At 62.0% G+C, this 15,859-nt stretch carries 15 protein-coding genes and 2 pseudogenes; 8 read left to right on the forward strand and 9 right to left on the reverse strand.

What is annotated here, in order from left to right; genetic code table 11:
- Positions 1–14 precede the first annotated feature (14 nt).
- The gene (locus AC244Q_RS19210) at positions 15–509 is read left to right on the forward strand and encodes a GNAT family N-acetyltransferase (protein WP_026157479.1); all 495 of its coding nucleotides are present in this window, start codon (positions 15–17) and stop codon (positions 507–509) included.
- A gap of 122 nt (positions 510–631) precedes the next feature.
- On the forward strand, positions 632–1,450 hold the full coding sequence (gene cysE / locus AC244Q_RS19215; protein WP_012759012.1) for a serine O-acetyltransferase: 819 nt from the start codon (positions 632–634) through the stop codon (positions 1,448–1,450).
- Positions 1,451–1,480: 30 nt separating this feature from the next.
- On the opposite strand, the pseudogene AC244Q_RS19220 reads toward cysE, so the two are convergent.
- The 4 genes and pseudogenes from AC244Q_RS19220 to odc2 form a co-directional block, all read right to left on the reverse strand.
- Positions 1,481–2,639 (reverse strand): annotated as a pseudogene (locus tag AC244Q_RS19220) (GGDEF domain-containing protein).
- 155 nt (positions 2,640–2,794) lie between these two features.
- Positions 2,795–3,304: pseudogene (locus AC244Q_RS19225) on the reverse strand (serine hydrolase); the annotation flags it as partial.
- A 76-nt stretch (positions 3,305–3,380) separates the two neighbouring features.
- Positions 3,381–3,971, reverse strand: coding sequence for a GNAT family N-acetyltransferase (locus AC244Q_RS19230; RefSeq protein ID WP_012759015.1), 591 nt, complete (start codon positions 3,969–3,971; stop codon positions 3,381–3,383).
- Between the two features lie 94 nt (positions 3,972–4,065).
- Positions 4,066–5,199, reverse strand: coding sequence for an ornithine/lysine decarboxylase (gene odc2, locus AC244Q_RS19235; protein ID WP_003542992.1), 1,134 nt, complete (start codon positions 5,197–5,199; stop codon positions 4,066–4,068).
- Between the two features lie 526 nt (positions 5,200–5,725).
- Between odc2 and AC244Q_RS19240 the strand changes: the two genes are divergently transcribed.
- The 3 genes from AC244Q_RS19240 (at position 5,726) to AC244Q_RS19250 (ending at position 8,469) form a co-directional block, all read left to right on the forward strand.
- The gene (locus AC244Q_RS19240) at positions 5,726–6,619 is read left to right on the forward strand and encodes a LysR family transcriptional regulator (RefSeq protein ID WP_003542994.1); all 894 of its coding nucleotides are present in this window, start codon (positions 5,726–5,728) and stop codon (positions 6,617–6,619) included.
- 138 nt (positions 6,620–6,757) lie between these two features.
- A complete protein-coding gene (locus AC244Q_RS19245) occupies positions 6,758–7,399 on the forward strand; it encodes a DUF1007 family protein (RefSeq protein WP_012759016.1) in 642 nt (213 codons plus the stop codon).
- The gene (locus AC244Q_RS19250; RefSeq protein ID WP_128405910.1) at positions 7,393–8,469 is read left to right on the forward strand and encodes a nickel/cobalt transporter; all 1,077 of its coding nucleotides are present in this window, start codon (positions 7,393–7,395) and stop codon (positions 8,467–8,469) included. The genes AC244Q_RS19245 and AC244Q_RS19250 overlap by 7 nt, the downstream gene beginning before the upstream one ends.
- 2 nt (positions 8,470–8,471) lie before the next feature.
- Here the strand turns inward: AC244Q_RS19250 and AC244Q_RS19255 are convergent, their stop codons facing one another.
- The 4 genes from AC244Q_RS19255 to AC244Q_RS19270 all read right to left on the reverse strand — a co-directional run bounded on the left by AC244Q_RS19255 (position 8,472) and on the right by AC244Q_RS19270 (position 10,983).
- Positions 8,472–8,678: a hypothetical protein gene (locus AC244Q_RS19255; RefSeq protein ID WP_012759018.1), complete on the reverse strand. Its 207-nt coding sequence runs from the start codon at positions 8,676–8,678 to the stop codon at positions 8,472–8,474.
- On the reverse strand, positions 8,675–9,370 hold the full coding sequence (locus AC244Q_RS19260; protein WP_128405909.1) for a GNAT family N-acetyltransferase: 696 nt from the start codon (positions 9,368–9,370) through the stop codon (positions 8,675–8,677). The genes AC244Q_RS19255 and AC244Q_RS19260 overlap by 4 nt, the downstream gene beginning before the upstream one ends.
- A 145-nt stretch (positions 9,371–9,515) precedes the next feature.
- Complete coding sequence (locus AC244Q_RS19265) at positions 9,516–10,235, reverse strand: tellurite resistance TerB family protein (RefSeq protein WP_113546983.1); 720 nt, start codon at positions 10,233–10,235, stop codon at positions 9,516–9,518.
- A gap of 109 nt (positions 10,236–10,344) precedes the next feature.
- On the reverse strand, positions 10,345–10,983 hold the full coding sequence (locus AC244Q_RS19270) for a 2-dehydro-3-deoxy-phosphogluconate aldolase (protein ID WP_012759021.1): 639 nt from the start codon (positions 10,981–10,983) through the stop codon (positions 10,345–10,347).
- 154 nt (positions 10,984–11,137) lie between these two features.
- Here AC244Q_RS19270 and AC244Q_RS19275 point away from each other — a divergent pair, with 154 nt between their 5' ends.
- The 3 genes from AC244Q_RS19275 to trhO all read left to right on the forward strand — a co-directional run bounded on the left by AC244Q_RS19275 (position 11,138) and on the right by trhO (position 13,503).
- Positions 11,138–11,626, forward strand: a complete 489-nt coding sequence (locus AC244Q_RS19275) for a CYTH domain-containing protein (RefSeq protein ID WP_012759022.1) — start codon at positions 11,138–11,140, stop codon at positions 11,624–11,626.
- The gene (locus AC244Q_RS19280; protein ID WP_128405908.1) at positions 11,604–12,512 is read left to right on the forward strand and encodes a CHAD domain-containing protein; all 909 of its coding nucleotides are present in this window, start codon (positions 11,604–11,606) and stop codon (positions 12,510–12,512) included. The genes AC244Q_RS19275 and AC244Q_RS19280 overlap by 23 nt, the downstream gene beginning before the upstream one ends.
- Before the next feature lie 61 nt (positions 12,513–12,573).
- Positions 12,574–13,503 (forward strand): oxygen-dependent tRNA uridine(34) hydroxylase TrhO, encoded by a 930-nt coding sequence (trhO, locus tag AC244Q_RS19285; protein WP_113546981.1) that lies wholly within the window; start codon positions 12,574–12,576, stop codon positions 13,501–13,503.
- 38 nt (positions 13,504–13,541) lie between these two features.
- Here trhO and AC244Q_RS19290 read toward each other — a convergent pair whose 3' ends face one another.
- Positions 13,542–15,752 (reverse strand): putative bifunctional diguanylate cyclase/phosphodiesterase, encoded by a 2,211-nt coding sequence (locus tag AC244Q_RS19290; protein ID WP_113546980.1) that lies wholly within the window; start codon positions 15,750–15,752, stop codon positions 13,542–13,544.
- Positions 15,753–15,859: the final 107 nt, after the last annotated feature.

Consider the following 15,859-nt stretch of genomic DNA (forward strand, 5'->3'; position numbering starts at 1 on the left):
GCGCGTTGCCGGCGATGGACGACGCCTTGACGGTATCCGAAATCGTGGCGCTCACGGCCAATCACATGCAAGCCGCGGCCGAAATCAGACGTGTCGCCCTGTGGCAGCGGCTGCCCTGGCTGCCGGATGTCCATACGCCCGAGGAAGAGGAGCAGTATTGGCGCATGCATCTGCTACCGAATTGCTCGATCCTCGGCGCTGCCATGGGCAACCGGCTCGTCGGTGTCATCGCCTATGGCGACAACTGGATAGAGCAGCTTTACGTTCTCCCCGGGTTCCAGGGCATGGGCATCGGCTCCTCCCTCCTTGGCTGCGCCAAGGAGGAGATGAACGAGATCAGGCTCTGGACGTTTCAGCGCAATGCGGGCGCTCGCGCTTTCTACGAACGGCACGGTTTTATCGCCGAGGAGGAGACCGATGGCGCCGACAACGAAGAACGGGAGCCTGATGTACTCTATCATTGGCGCCTGCTTCCGGAGCTGACTGCTCGCCTGCAGCCATCCGGCTAGAATATGCTATCGGACCCAAGGCCATAGGATATCGGGGCTTGCCAAACGCCTTGCCCGGGCGAAACATGAAGCACGAGCAGGAAGCGCTTTGCGCGCCACCTTGGCTGATAGAGGAAACGAGAATGTCGAAATCGACCGGCCTCGGTTTGACCGAACAACAGCCGCAGGCTTTGGGCGACGCATCCGTCTGGACCGTGATCCGCGCCGAGGCCGTTGAGCTTGCCGCACGCGAGCCGATATTGCGGCGGCTGCTTGCCGCTCAGGTAACGGACACCGCTGGCAACGATGAGATCATCGCCCGCGTGCTGGCCGCGCGGCTCTCCGTGGCGCAGGTGGAAACGGGTGATCTGTTCGATCTCATCCTGTCCACACTTGATGGCGATATCATGCGAAAGGTCGAGGCCGATCTCATCGCCGTGCGCGAGCGCGATCCGGCCTGCACGACATTTCTGCACGCGCTTCTCAATCTCAAGGGCTTTCATGCGCTGCAGACGCATCGCATCGCCCATGCGCTCTGGACCGCCGGCCGTCCGGAGATCGCCAGTTGGCTCGCCAATCTCGTTTCGCTGGTCTTTGGCCCGGATATCCATCCGGCGGCGCGGATCGGCGCGTCCATCATGCTCGACCACGGTTCGGGCATCGTCATCGGCGAAACAGCGGTCATCGAGGATGAAGTGTCGATCCTGCAGAACGTCACGCTCGGCGGCACCGGCAAGGAGACCGGCGACCGCCACCCGAAGATCCGCCACGGCGTGATGATCGGCGCGGGCGCCAAGATCCTCGGCAATATCGAAATCGGCGCCTTCAGCAAAGTCGCCGCCGGCAGCGTCGTGCTCAAGTCGGTTCCCACGCATTGCACGGTCGCCGGCGTGCCGGCGACGCTCGTGCGCGTCCACCGCGTCGACGAAATCCCGGCCGAGACGATGGATCAGAATATCTAGAGCTGTCCTGAATAGGGAATTCGCCCGATCCTAGGCGGCTTGCTGATTTTCGCTGAAGGCCTCGACGCGGTTGCGGCCTTCACGCTTCGAACGATAGAGCGCCTCGTCCGCCTTCTGCATCAGCCGTTCAAAATCTCCGCCGCTTTCCGCGCGCGCGGCAACGCCGATGCTCAGCGTCGGAAAGATCGCCAGATCCGGTCGCTGCAGGACGGCAGCGGCGAAGGCGAGACGGATGCGTTCGGCAATAATCACCGCATCCTGCCGGGAAGCATTTTTCAGCACCGCCAGGAACTCATCCCCACCTTGACGGGCGAGCAGGTCGTCGGAGCGCATGATGCTTCTCGAAACACTGGCGAAAAGCCGCAGGATATCGTCGCCGGCGGCATGGCCATGCCTGTCGTTCAGCTGCTTGAAATGGTCGATATCGATGATCAGCAGCGATACCGGCTGGAAGCCGAGCGCCGGCAGATGCTGGGCAAGGCCGCCGCGATTGAGGGCGCCGGTCAGCGGATCGTGGTGAGCGAGTTCCGTCAGCTGATTTCGGCTGCGCTCGGCGGCCATCAGCACCATCGCCATGCTGCGCAGCATGATGAACGCGACCGCCGATACCGCCATCCAGCTGTGAACTGCACTGCCGCCGAAAGGATCCGGCCCGCCAATCTCACCGGTCGCCGCGAGAATGCTGCGAACCGCAAAAATCGCGGCAGTGCAGGCGTAGAGGCCGACAAGCAGCGCTGCCGAATACAGCTTCTCGCACCGGGCAATGATGATTGCCTCCCTTGCGACGGCAAGATCGCAGAGGCAGCAGATGACGGAGACGTAGAGGAGCCTCGCCGAGACTGCCGAGGGATCGCGGACAATAAGCGCGACAGGAACGCTGACGACGAAGATGGCAAGCCAGAAAGTGCGCTGGTCGAGCGCTCGTCCCGAAAACACCCGTACGGCAAGGAACATCAGCATGTAGCCGGCGATGGTGACGATATTGCCGCCGTCGATCGAGACAGAGGTGGGAACGAGATTGCGTAGCGCGACGAGAAACAAACCGACGCCGACAAGAAGGTTGCTCAAGCCCCACCAGAGCGGCCACCTCTCGAAGCGACCGGTCGCATAGGCTGCAAGCTGGAGAATGCCCCAGCACGAAACAGCTCACGGCAACAATGAAATAGATTGTCCTGAGATCCAGCAGCATGGCGCTTTCCCGAAATTCTCGCGGAACTTACAGGAAGCGTTTTGCGGTTTGATTGGAGCCTTCGCTAAGAATTTAACGATCGCCGGTTTTTCCCTGCTGCATAGTTCAAAATGCGACAGACCCTTTGCGCAACTCAAAGACGCGCGGCGCTGTCGTCAAGCGGCCCGCACCGAGCCGATGATGTCCGCCAACAGACCGTGCAGCAAGTCCCTGTAGCCGTTTCGGGCAGACGGACCGCTCTCTTCCGAGGTCATGACGACGGTGAGATCGAGCGACGGCACGATGTAGAGCATCTGCCCGCCATAACCCCAGGCGAAATGCACCTGCTCGCCGCCGATCTGCCGCGTGAACCAGCCATAGCCATATTCATCGCCTGAGAAGCGCGAGTTGGTGCGCTGCTGCCACGACTGGGCGATCCAGTCGGCGGGGACGATCTGGCGGCCGTCGGCGGTCTTGCCGCCGTTACGGTAGAGTTCGCCGAAGGCAAGCAGCGACCGGGCGCTCATCGCCATCTGATTGCCGCCGAGATAGATGCCCTGCGGATCGCGCTCCCATGCGCCAATGCGGAAACCGTCGACAGGACCCAGCCATTCGCGCGCCAACACCAGCGTCGGCCGCCGGCCGACCTTGGTGAGAATGGCAGACAGCAGATGCGTGGATGCGCAGCCGGGGGAAAGTTCCCAACCTGGCCGGCCGGTCGGCGCAGCCTTACAGCGCCGCGCGTCTTTTAGAATCGATGCACTAGGCTGCGCGGCGAACCGGGGCACCGGCCAGCATGCGTCCCGAGGCGACGATCATGCCGGCCGCGCCGTCGAGCCAGCCTTCCGTCAGTTCGAGCGCCAGAAAGCGCGAGCGTTCGAACGGACCCGGCATGACAAGATGGCGAGCCTTTTCGGCAAAGAAGCCGAAGCGCTCGTAATAGGCAGCATCGCCGACGAGCAGGACGGCACCGTGCCTGCGCTTCTTCGCTTCGAGGATCGCCGCGCGCATCAGCGCCGAGCCGATGCCCTTGCCGCCGTGATGCGGCGCAATGGCGAGCGGTCCGAGCAGCAGCGCATTGATCGGCGTGCCTTCGTCATTGACGCCGGCCTCGATGTTCCAAAGCCGCACCGTGCCGATGACATGGCCGTCGCGATCGCGCGCGACGAGCGCAAGGCCCTCGGCCGGAACGCGGCTGCGGCGGATCTTCTCCGACGACTTCTTGCGGCGATCTGGTCCCATGACGCGGTCGAGCAGGTTTTCACGCGCAACGACATCCGAAGGATTTTCGGCGTCGATGGCGAAAGTGGTAGGCGCAAAGAATGCGCGGACAGAATCAAGAACAGCGGCCATCTTGGCCTCCCGTACCCAATACCGTTATCAGCGGCGATGAAGGAAAATTGTGAAGTTGCCGCCCCGGCTGGTTACGGGGCCGGCGGAAACGACCTTAGATGACGTAGGCCTTCAACGGGTCGAAACCGTTGAAAGCGACCGCCGAATAGGTCGTCGTATAGGCGCCGGTGCCTTCGATCAGGACCTCGTCGCCGATCGAAAGGGAGATCGGCAGCGGATAGAGGTTCTTCTCGTAGAGCACGTCGGCCGAATCGCAGGTCGGACCGGCAATGACGCAGGGCTCCATCTCGTCACCATCGTGTTCCGTGCGGATCGGATAGCGGATGGCTTCGTCCATCGTCTCGGCGAGACCGCCGAACTTGCCGATGTCGAGGAAGACCCAGCGGGCATCGTCATTGTCCGACTTCTTCGAAATCAGAACGACTTCCGCCTTGATGACACCGGCATTGCCGACCATGCCGCGGCCCGGCTCGATGATCGTCTGCGGGATCTGGTTGCCGAAATGCGTGCGCAGCGCCTGGTAGATCGACTTGCCGTAAGCTTCTGCGGACGGAACGTCACGCAGGTACTTGGTCGGGAAGCCGCCGCCCATGTTGACCATCTGCAGGTGGATGCCCTGCTTGGCAAGCGATACGAAGACGCGCTTGGCATCGGCGAGTGCCGAATCCCAGGCATCGACCTTGGTCATCTGCGAACCGACATGGAACGAGACGCCATAGGACTGCAGGCCAAGCTGATGGGCGTAGACGAGAACGTCGACAGCCATCTGGGGAACGCAGCCGAACTTGCGCGACAGCGGCCATTCAGCGCCTTCACCATCGGTCAGCACGCGGCAGAAGACACGGGCGCCGGGAGCGGCGCGCGAGATCTTCTCGACTTCCTCGTGGCTGTCGACCGCAAAGAGGCTGACGCCGAGCGCATGCGCGCGGGCAACGTCACGTTCCTTCTTGATCGTGTTGCCGTAGGAGATGCGGGCGGCGGTTGCACCGGCTTCGAGCGCCATTTCGATTTCGGCAACGGACGCGCAATCGAAATTGGAGCCGAGGCCTGCAAGCAGCTTCAGCACTTCCGGGGCCGGGTTGGCCTTGACGGCGTAGTAGATGGCGCTGTCCGGCATGGCGTGACGGAAGGCGTGGAAATTGTCGCGAACGACGTCGAGGTCAACCACGAGGCAGGGACCATCGGGACGTCGGGTTGCGAGAAAGTCGCGGATGCGCTGGGTGGTCATATCGATTCCCTCTTCCAATTCCAGAGCTCCGGTTTGAACCGGAGGACAAAGGGCATACGATAGCTCGCATTGGAACCAGCCGGTGGAGACCCCGGAACCATAGCAAGCGCTCGATGCACAGATCGTGAACCAACGCCGCGGTGCGGTGTAAGTTCGGCTTTGTCTGCCATGGATTGGAGGGAGAATCCCAACCGCACTTCCGGCAATGATGGTGTGCCTCTTCAGTAACCCCCGCTGATGGAAAGCAGGGAGAGAACAAAAAGGCCCGCACCGTCGTTGCTTCAGGCGTCCTCGCATTTTCCGGTTGGCCGGAATAGCGACTGGAGGGGTTAATTCCAGGTACCTTACCGATTTCCTCACCAATTCGAGGGTTCGGCGGACACCCATGGGCACGTGCGACTTTGGGCTGAGTGGGAAATAAGAATATTCGCCTTCATAATCAAGCGATTTTTTGATCTCGGGCCAAAAAAATAATTGAACAATAGGAAGCAATTTGTTCAATATTCCGAAACAGCTGAGGGGTGCCATGGATACCTTGACCCGCATACGCGCCTTCATCGATGTCGTCGAGGCCGAAGGCTTCTCCGCCGCGGCACGGCGCACCGGCCGCTCAAAGGCGCTGCTCTCTAAATATGTGCGTGAACTGGAGGATGAGCTCGGCGCGCTGCTGCTCAACCGCACCACCCGGCAGTTCTCCATGACCGAAGCCGGCCACACCTATTACCGCACCGCCTCCGATATCCTGAAGGAGATCGACAACCTCGCCGATCTCGTGCGTGAGAACAATGCACAGCTCAAAGGACGGCTTCGCATTTCCGTGCCGCGCACCTTCGTCGATGCCGATGTCGGCCAGTCGCTGATCGATTTCGCCAAGGAGAACCCGGACCTTTCGCTGGAGATCGCCGCCGACGACCGGTTCGTCGACCTGATCGAAGAAGGTTTCGACGTGGCGATCCGCATCACCAAGCTCGAAGATTCCGGCATGATCGCCCGCAAGATCTCGGATTTCCGCATCCATATCTGCGCCACCCCTGAATTTCTCGAGCGTTATCCCGATCTCGATCACCCAACGGCCCTTTCCAGCGTCCCCTTCATCGTCGATACCAATGCGCGCACCCAGGCGAGCATCCGCTTCCACAATCCCGACAACACCTCGTTTGCCGTCGCCGTTTCCGGACCGATAGAGGTCAACAGCCCGCATGCGACATTACGCGCGGCACTTGCCGGCATCGGCGTAGCCTTCATCCCGGATTTCATCGCCCGCAAGCCGATCGAGAGCGGCGAACTGGTGACCCTGTTCAACGATTACACCCCGACCGACCGCGGCATCTATGCCGTCTACCCGCACCGGCGCTACCTGCCGGCCAAGGTAAGGATCTTCGTCGATTACCTGCACAACTGGTTCAAGAAGCATCCGTAGGGCGGCGCACCTGCGCAGCGATGCGACATTCCGCCCCGCTTCAACGTGTGGCCCCACGAATCCGATACGGAGTCCGGTCCCAATTCCGTCCCAATTTCTGGCAAGAAGTCTGGGGCAGCGAACAGGGCAGCGGGATAGATGAAACATTCAACGATACTGATGGCCGCGCTTCTTTCGCTGGCGCCGGCCGCCGCCTTTGCCCATCCGCACATCTTCATCGAGGCCCGCCTCGAAGTCGTGGCCGGCAAGGACGGCAGTGTCGAGGAACTGCGCAATGTCTGGCGCTTCGACGAGGTCTTTTCCTCCTCCGTGGTCATGGATTTCGACAAGAACACCGACCTGAAGCTGGAACCGAACGAGCTGACCGACGTCGGCAACACGGTCAAGAAGTCTCTTGCTGACTACGACTACTACATGAACCTGACGATCAACGGGAAGAACATCACCGTCCAGAAGCCCGACATCATCCATGTCGACTACAAGGATGGCCAGCTGCTGATGTTCTTCGCGGTGAAGCCGGTGGAGAAGATGCCGCTGAAGGGCAGGCTCACCTTCGGCGTCTACGACCCGACGCTCTACACCTCGATCGATTTTCCCACCGACAACGAGCTGGCGATCGTCGGAGACGGCTTCAAGGCCTGCAAACATCAGGTGGTGCGGCCGGATGCCGACGAGGTGATCTCGCAAAACAAACAGTCGCTGACGGACGCCTTCTTCAACGATCCCACCGGCACCAACATGTCCAAACTCTTCGCCACCCGGCTGGAGGTCACATGCTGACGAAACGCCTTCCCCTCATCTTTTCCGCCGCCGTCCTCGCGCTGGTGACGGCGGCAAGCCTCGCCCATGCGCAATCGCCGCTCGGCATCGGCACGGCGGAACCAAGCTTCCAGCCGACCGGCGGGCCGTTTGCGCCGCTATTTCTCTACGTCAATTACGAGCAGCAGGCTTTCTATCGGGCGCTGACCGGCGCCTTGAAGGCGATGCGCCAAGACCCCTGGCAGCTGGCTTCGCTGATCGGCCTCTCCTTCGCCTATGGCGTCTTCCATGCCGCCGGCCCCGGACACGGCAAGGCGGTCATCTCCTCCTACATGATCGCCAACGAGGTCGAGCTGAAGCGCGGCGTGGTGATTTCCTTCATTTCTGCCTTCGTTCAGGGCGTGGTGGCGGTGGCGCTGGTCGGCGGCGCCTGGCTGGTGCTGCGCGGCACCGGCATTACGCTGACGGCGGCGACCCACGCAATGGAGATCGCAAGCTTCGTCATGGTCATCCTTTTCGGCGGCTGGCTGCTGTTCCGCAAACTGCGCTCGCTGGTGGGCAACATGCCGCGCCGCCGGCTGATGGCGACGCCTGCCAGTCCGGTCAGCATGATGCTCGACTGGAAGGACAATGCGGCCGAACGCCAAGCCTATGCCTTCAACGGCAAGGCGCAGCCTGTCGAAGCCGGCCATACCTTCGTTCCCGGCATGGTCTGCGAGACCTGCGGCAATGCCCATGTGCCCGATCCGGCCCTGCTCGGCGGCGACAGGTTCAGCGCCAGCGAGGCCTGGTCGGCGATCGTAGCCGTCGGTCTGCGCCCCTGTTCCGGCGCATTGCTGGTCATGACCTTCTCACTGCTGAACGGGCTCTATCTCGGCGGCGTGCTTTCGGTCGCCGCCATGTCGCTCGGCACGGCGATCACCGTTTCCCTGCTTGCCACACTTGCCGTTACTGCCAAGAGCGCGGCCGTCCGCCTCTCCGGACGCGGCTCGACCACCTCGATCTGGGTCAGCAACGCCATCGAAATCCTCGGCGCCGTGCTCGTCATGCTGATGGGCGCCCTACTGCTCGGGGCCTCGCTGCAGGGATAAGATTATTTTCCCCGGCGGCGCTGGTAGCGCGCCCGCAGCCAGAAGACTGCGAAAAACGCCATGATCAGGCAGACGCCGACGACAATCGCCAGCGTCGGCGAGAAATTGCCGATCCACAGCACGATGGTCGGCAGGAAATAGATGACGAGGGCGGCGCTAAGCAGGATGATGCCGGCGGCGGTCGCCTGCGAGCGGCTTTCCGGGCTCACGCGAGTCTTTTCTTTTCAAGATCGGTGCGGATATCCTGCAGGCGGCGTATCTGGTTGCCCTCGGCGTCGAAATTCTCCGGCGAAAGCCAGGCTTCGAAGGCATCGTTGATCATCGGCCATTCGGCATCGATCATCGAGAACCAGGCGGTATCGCGGTTGCGATGCTTGGAGATCATGTGCTGGCGGAAGATCCCTTCGAAGCTGAAGCCGTAACGCGCAGCCGTCGTCTTGCTTGCCTCGTTGTTATTGTCGCATTTCCATTCGTAGCGGCGGTAGCCGAGATCCTCGAAGACATGCTTGGCCATCAGGTAGTGCACCTCGGTCGACAGCGGCGACCGCTTCATCTCGGCCCCGTGCGCCACCCCGCCGATCTCGACGACGCCGTTTGCCGGGTCGGCGCGCATGTAATTCGCCATGCCGACAATCTTGCCGGTGGCGTTGTCGCGAAAGATGTGGGTAAGCCAGCCGGACTTGGTGTAGACGGTTTCCAGCCAGTTGGCGAAATCGTCGATACCGGAGAAATCGTCCTGGGCGAAATAGAGAAGCAGGGGATTGATGCCCATGCCGCCGAGCCCGTCCCACAGCGCCTCGAGATGTTCGGCGCGCCGATAGGGCTCTACGGTAACGAAACGGCCCTTCAGCGTGACCGGCTTCGGCGCCGGGCAGCCCTTGAAATTTGCAAGATCGCGCATGGTCACTCCCCTTTTCGGAAGAGTGGATAGGCCAGCCGCCCGACAAAGGCAACCGGCCTAAAGCGCGTCGCGCTTTAGGCCCTTATTTCCACGCATGTCGTTGTCGCAAAACCGCTGCACACTTTTGCGCGACATGCTTTAGATGTCACTGTGACAAGGTCACCTTGGCGGAGGACACCGTCGCCTCGATATGGTCGACCAGCTGGTCGGCAAGGCCGAGGCGGCCGGCAAGCAGATCGAGATAACCGCGCTCGGCGCGCGAATCCGGGTCGATGGTGAGCCGCGAGGCGGTGTAAAGCTCGACGCGTTGTTCTTCCGTCGTCGCGGCGGCAACGAGCGCATCGATATCCGTCGGCGAAGCGAGTTCATGCTCGATGAAGGCCGCGGCCTCGCCGCTGACATCGGCGGCCTTGACCTTATCCATGATGAGGGCGCGTTCGGCATCGTCGATGTGGCCGTCGGCCTTGGCGGCGGCGATCATCGCGCGGATCAGCACCAGCACGAATTCATTGCTGCCGGCGGGCGACGCTGGTCCGAAACCGGATTCGACGGGCGGCGGCAGGAGCACCGGATTATTGGCGGACGGTGCATCGGAAGGGGCAGCGGGCGCCTGCCCGGCCTGATAATTCTTGTAGGCCTGGTAGCCGAGGCCGGCAATCGCGGCAAGACCGCCGATCGCCAGTGCATTACCGGCAATACCACGACCGGTCTTGGTGCCGAGCAGCGCGGCGGCAATCGCGCCGGTCTTCATCGGATTATTCCTGGCCGTCTGCACGGCATCGCCCGCCCTGTCGCGGACCGAACCGCCGAGACCCGGCACCTGCGAACCCAAGAACTGGTCGAGAAGCTTTTTTGCGTCGAACATTCCTCGTCATCTCCCTGTTGAAGCTGGAGGGAACATAGGTTTGCGACGGCTGAAATACAAATATGGGGAGCGGGATTGAGCCGTCAGGCTCACCCGCCCCTGCCGAAACTCAGGCCTTCAATGCGGCAGCCTCTGCCGCGAGCCTGGTGATGCCAGCCCAGTCGCCGGCCGCGACCAGTTCCTTCGGCGCCACCCACGAACCGCCGACGCAGATGACGTTCGGCAGCGAGAGATAATCATTGGCGTTCTTCAGCGAGATGCCGCCGGTCGGGCAGAACAAGGTGCCAGCAAGCGGCGAGGACAGCGCCTTGAGATAAGCGGCGCCGCCGGCCTGCTCCGCCGGGAAGAATTTCAGCACCTGGTAGCCTTCCTCGCGCAACGCCATGACTTCACTGGCGGTCGCGGCCCCCGGAAGCAGCGGCACGTCGGAATCGGCGGCGGCATCGAGCAGTTCCTGCGTCGTGCCCGGGCTGACGATGAACTTCGACCCAGCCTCGACGGCGGCTTCCCAATGGGCGACATTGAGGATCGTGCCGGCGCCGACTTCGGCTCCTTCGACCTCGGCGGCGACGGCGCGCACGGCCTCGAGTGCCGCCGGCGTGCGCATTGTGATCTCGATCGCCTTCAGGCCGCCCGCGACGAGCGCCCGGGCCAGCAGAACCGCCGATTTCGCATCGTCGACGATCAAGACCGGAACGACAGGCTGGAGTTTCAGGATGGAAAGGAGCTTCTCTGTTTTCTCGCCCATGGTCGCGCGACCTCCTTAAAACGATTGAATTCGGACCCCGAATAACGCCCTCGCGGAACCTTGTCGAGATAAAACCGGACCACATGCCGAGAAGGGTATGAAATGGGTGGAAATTGGGCTACCGTGCCGCAATCGTCACAAAAGGTTCACTGGTATGGCGAAAGAGATCGAGCGGAAGTTCCTTGTACGCAGCGATGGATGGCGTGCCGCTGTCGAGACGAAGTCCGTCCTCCGGCAGGGTTACATCGCCTCGATGGACGACCGTTCCGTGCGAGTGCGCATACTCGACGGCAGGAAGGCGAGACTGACGATCAAGATCGGCCGCAGCACCATTACCCGTGACGAATTCGAATACGACATCCCGATCGCCGATGCCGAAGAGCTGTTGCGCAACGCGATCGGCGTCGTCATCGAGAAAACGCGCTACCGCGTTCCGCATGAGGACTTCGTTTGGGAAGTCGACGTGTTTACCGGCGAGCATCGGGGACTGGTGATCGCCGAGGTGGAAATGACGTCGGAAACCGATGATCCCGCCCTGCCCACCTGGCTCGGACGCGAAGTGACCGGAGATTTCCGTTACTCCAACCAGGCCCTTGCCACAGAATACGGGCACGACAGGCATGGCCTATCGCATTCGGCCTGACGCCGATTTCACCGAGGCGTTCCGTAGCGTCGCGACCAAGCAGCTGGAACACGCCGTCACCATCCTCGGTGAACGCCCGGATGGCGCGCATGAGGCGATCCATTCATTCCGCAAGAACCTGAAACGACTACGCTCGCTCTACCGTCTCGTGGCCCGCGACGTGCCGGATTTCCAGCGCCGCGAAAACGCAAGGCTGCGCGATGCCGCACGCTCGCTTTCGGCGATCCGCGACGCTGCCGCACTTATCGGCACCGCCCAATATCTGCAGCATGCAGCCCGCGAGAACGAGGAGAGCGAGGCGATCGGCCGCATCGTCACCATTCTCGAAGGGCGCCGTGACTGGATGGCGGAAGCCGAAAGCGGCCTGGAACAGCGGCTGGCGGAAACCTCCGGCGTTCTGAAGCAGGCGATCGCCGCCTTGGACGCCGTCTCCTTTGATGGCGGACACCGCAAGAATGCCCGCATGCTGGCAAAAAGCTGGCGCCGCACCGCACGGAAGGCCAAGGCAGCGCTTGCGGCCTGCCACGGCGGGGCATCGGCCGACGATTTCCACGATCTGCGCAAACGCACCTACGACTATCGGCTCTACCATGCCCTTCTGCGCGACGTCTGGCCGGGCGCGATGAAGGCCAAGCGCGATGCGGCCAAGGAACTCGTCGAGGATCTCGGCCACATTCACGATCTGACCGTACTCTCCGAACTGGTCGAGGCCGAACCACAGCTCTTCACCCGCAATGACGACCTGGCGCATCTGCTCGACATCATCATCTTCCGCCAGCAGGAGTACCGGCGGCAAGCGCTGATCAAAGCCGAAGCCGTCTTCGCCGATGATGCCGACGAGGAAGCCCAGCGCATCGAGCTTCTCTGGCTGATGGCCGGAAACTGAGAGAAGGCCGCCGCCGGCGAAGGCAATTGCGCGGCCCGCCGATTTTCTGTATTTCCGCCCCATGACCGACAGCCCGACACACACCAGCCCGTTCCTCGTGGCCGCACTCTATCATTTCGTTTCTGTGCCGCGCTTTGCCGACCTGCAGGCGCCGTTGCAGACGCTTTGCGAGGAGAACGGCGTCAAGGGAACGCTGCTTCTGGCGCATGAAGGCATCAACGGCACGATCGCGGGCCCGGATGCCGGCATTCACGCCGTGCTTGCCTTCCTGCGCGCCCAGCCGGAATTTTCGGGCCTCGAGCACAAGGAAAGCCACGCCTCGAAAATGCCCTTCCTGCGCATGAAGGTGAAGCTGAAGAAGGAAATCGTCACCATGGGCGTCGAAGATATCGACCCCAACAAGGTGGTCGGCACCTATGTGGCGGCCAAGGACTGGAACGCGCTGATTTCCGATCCCGATACGATCGTCATCGACACCCGCAATGACTACGAGACGGCAATCGGCACTTTTCGCGGCGCGCTCGACCCAAAGACCAAGACGTTCCGCGAATTTCCCGATTGGGTGCGCGCAAATCCCGGTCTGCACAACAAGCCGAAGGTCGCCATGTACTGCACCGGCGGCATACGCTGCGAGAAGGCCACCGCCTTCATGAAGGCTGAGGGCTTCGACGAGGTCTATCATCTGAAGGGCGGCATCCTGAAATATCTGGAGGAAGTGCCGCAGGAGGAGAGTCTCTGGGATGGCGCCTGCTTCGTCTTCGACGAGCGTGTATCCGTCGAGCACGGGCTGAAGCAAGGCGAACACCGGCTCTGCCACGCTTGCCGCAACCCGATCACCGCCGAGGAAATGACCTCGCCGCTCTACGAGGAAGGCGTTTCCTGCAGCCACTGCTACCACACCCGCACGGAAGAAGACCGGCTGCGTTACCGTCAGCGTCAGCACCAGATCGCGCTCGCAAGAAGGCGCGGCCAACGACATATCGGTAGCTGAGCCAGATTTCTGTGTGGATCAACTTTGCTTTCTGAAGATCAGGCTGCGTCGATGCGACGCCGGGCTGCCGGCTCCGCTTCACGTCGCTCGTGCAGCATCTCGGTGATAAGCTCTGATATCACGGGCTTGCCGAACAAATAGCCCTGCAGGCAGTCGCAGCCGAAGAGGCGCATGGCTATCGCCTGCTCCTCGGTCTCGATGCCTTCGGCCGTCACCGGAATGTCGAGCGAGCGGGCGAGCGCCACCGTCGCCTGCAGCATCTCGCGCTGGCGTTTGTCGTTGACGCCCATGACCAGCGAGCGGTCGATCTTGATGCGGTCGAAGCCGAACTGCCTGAGATAACCGATCGACGAGAAGCCGGAACCGAAATCGTCGAGCGCCACCTTGACCCCCAGCCCCTTCAGCCGTTCGATCGACTGGCGGGTGCGCTGCGGATTCTGAATCATGTAGCCTTCGGTGATCTCGAGCGTGATGCGGCCGGCCTCGATCTCCGTCTGTTTCAGTACGTAGCGCACATAGTCGGTAAAGGCAGGATTGCGGAACTGGCCGGGCGAGACGTTAACCGAGACGTTGAGTTCCGGCCATTGTTTGGCCGTCTCACAGGCCTTGCGCAGTACGAACAGACCGAGCGATTCGATGAGGCCGCTGGTCTCGGCGATCGGGATGAACAGCTCGGGCGAAACAGGGCCATGGCCCGGACGGTTCCAGCGCACCAGTGCTTCGACGCCGGTCATCGCATGCGTCGCCGCATCGATCAGCGGCTGGTAGGCGAGCGTCAGGTCGCCGCTTTCGATGGCGATCCGGAGATCGAGCTCCAGCGCGTTGCGCTGCTCTCGATCGGTGTCCATCGACGGATCGTAGAGGGTCATGCGCGCGCGGCCGGCTTCCTTCGCCTTGTACATGGCAAGGTCGGAACGGCGCACCAGCTCCTCACGCCCGATCGTCCCGGAAGGCGACATAGCAATGCCGATGCTTGCCCCGACGACAACGACACGGCGACCGATCTCCAGCGGCTCGACAAGAAAATCGAGAATCTGCTCGGCAAGCTGTAGTGCGGCGGCATTCTCACTGTCGGAGAGAAAGGCGATGGCAAATTCATCGCCGCCGATGCGGGCGAGAACGGCACCCTGCGGAATGAGCACAGCGAGCCCGGCCGCGACCGCACGGATCAACTGGTCGCCGGTGCCATGGCCATAGCTGTCATTGACTTCCTTGAAGCCATCGAGGTCGAGATAGAGGAGGAGCACGTTGCGCTTGGTCTGGCGTGCCTCGACGACAAAACGATCGACGGCCAGCCCGAGGCCATCACGATTGGAAAGCCCGCTCAGCCTGTCGCGCAGCGCCTCCTCGCGAGCGCTGTTTTCCTCCGCCTTCAGGCGGCGGCCGGCAAGCCAGCCGATGACCAGCAGCACGACGAAGAACAACCCGACGAGGCCGAGCGCCTGGATGACCATCGGCCGCACCTGTGCATAGCCGATATCGCCGGGTGAACGCGAGATCCAAACCAGCTTGCCGAGCGTTGCCCCCGTCGGATCGACGATCGGCACAAGATAGTCGGCCGCAAAACTCGGCGGCGCCAGCCTCAGCCCGCCGATGACATAGGTCTGGCCGAGAGCGGTCACCCTGTCGTCGTCAAGATGGCGGGCGAAAACGAGATAGCGCTGCTGGCCGGCGGGCACATCCAGCGCACCGGACTTTTTCCGCACCAATGCCACACCGACGGCGGCAATGCCCCGCTTGGTGGTGACGAAACCGATCGCCTGAGGACGATCGGCCGGGCCGGCCGCCTTTACCGTGTCGAAGAGGGTCCAGAGCGAAGGCGCGAAGAAATCTGTGAGCGGCTCCTCCATCGGTTTGCCGTCGCGATAGGCCATGATCGCCTTCTTCTCGCCATCGATGACGATCGCCATGTCGAACAGCGAGCTGTTGACCGACATCTCGCCGTAGTTGCTCACCGTCCAGGCCATACCGTCGGCTGCGTAGACGTTGACGGCAGCGTCATCCCAGGCGGCGTAATCGTCGAGCGTCGCACCAAGCTGATCCTCGAAGGTCTTCAACGCGCCGATCGTCGTTTCGCGCGAGCGCTCGTCATCGAGAACATTGGAATTTTCGGCCACGCGTTCAAGCGCCGTCAGCACCATGATGGTGACGACCGCGACGATGACTGCGAACGAGAAAAGCACGCCGGTGACGGTGATGTGACGGCTTATTCCCGATCCTTTGCTCTGCGACTTTCCGGCTGTCTGCATTACGACTCCCTGACCGTTGGACTTTGCCAGTCAAGGGTTCAAAAACGTTTAAGCAACCGCCTGTTGCAGGCCTCTCGCGATCTATTTTTCTGCCTGCCGCCGGTCGT

Source organism: Rhizobium sp. CB2179 (assembly GCF_057653455.1).

What these genes read in the sequence shown, in the direction of transcription:
- AC244Q_RS19270 (WP_012759021.1), bottom strand. Translation starts at nt 10,983, where the DNA reads ATGGGCGAGAAAACAGAGAAGCTCCTTTCCATCCTGAAACTCCAGCCT.
- AC244Q_RS19260 (WP_128405909.1), bottom strand. Translation starts at nt 9,370, where the DNA reads ATGCGCGATCTTGCAAATTTCAAGGGCTGCCCGGCGCCGAAGCCGGTC.
- cysE (WP_012759012.1), top strand. Translation starts at nt 632, where the DNA reads ATGTCGAAATCGACCGGCCTCGGTTTGACCGAACAACAGCCGCAGGCT.
- AC244Q_RS19245 (WP_012759016.1), top strand. Translation starts at nt 6,758, where the DNA reads ATGAAACATTCAACGATACTGATGGCCGCGCTTCTTTCGCTGGCGCCG.
- AC244Q_RS19290 (WP_113546980.1), bottom strand. Translation starts at nt 15,752, where the DNA reads ATGCAGACAGCCGGAAAGTCGCAGAGCAAAGGATCGGGAATAAGCCGT.
- AC244Q_RS19240 (WP_003542994.1), top strand. Translation starts at nt 5,726, where the DNA reads ATGGATACCTTGACCCGCATACGCGCCTTCATCGATGTCGTCGAGGCC.
- AC244Q_RS19275 (WP_012759022.1), top strand. Translation starts at nt 11,138, where the DNA reads ATGGCGAAAGAGATCGAGCGGAAGTTCCTTGTACGCAGCGATGGATGG.
- AC244Q_RS19280 (WP_128405908.1), top strand. Translation starts at nt 11,604, where the DNA reads ATGGCCTATCGCATTCGGCCTGACGCCGATTTCACCGAGGCGTTCCGT.
- AC244Q_RS19265 (WP_113546983.1), bottom strand. Translation starts at nt 10,235, where the DNA reads ATGTTCGACGCAAAAAAGCTTCTCGACCAGTTCTTGGGTTCGCAGGTG.
- trhO (WP_113546981.1), top strand. Translation starts at nt 12,574, where the DNA reads ATGACCGACAGCCCGACACACACCAGCCCGTTCCTCGTGGCCGCACTC.
- AC244Q_RS19210 (WP_026157479.1), top strand. Translation starts at nt 15, where the DNA reads ATGGACGACGCCTTGACGGTATCCGAAATCGTGGCGCTCACGGCCAAT.
- odc2 (WP_003542992.1), bottom strand. Translation starts at nt 5,199, where the DNA reads ATGACCACCCAGCGCATCCGCGACTTTCTCGCAACCCGACGTCCCGAT.
- AC244Q_RS19230 (WP_012759015.1), bottom strand. Translation starts at nt 3,971, where the DNA reads ATGGCCGCTGTTCTTGATTCTGTCCGCGCATTCTTTGCGCCTACCACT.
- AC244Q_RS19250 (WP_128405910.1), top strand. Translation starts at nt 7,393, where the DNA reads ATGCTGACGAAACGCCTTCCCCTCATCTTTTCCGCCGCCGTCCTCGCG.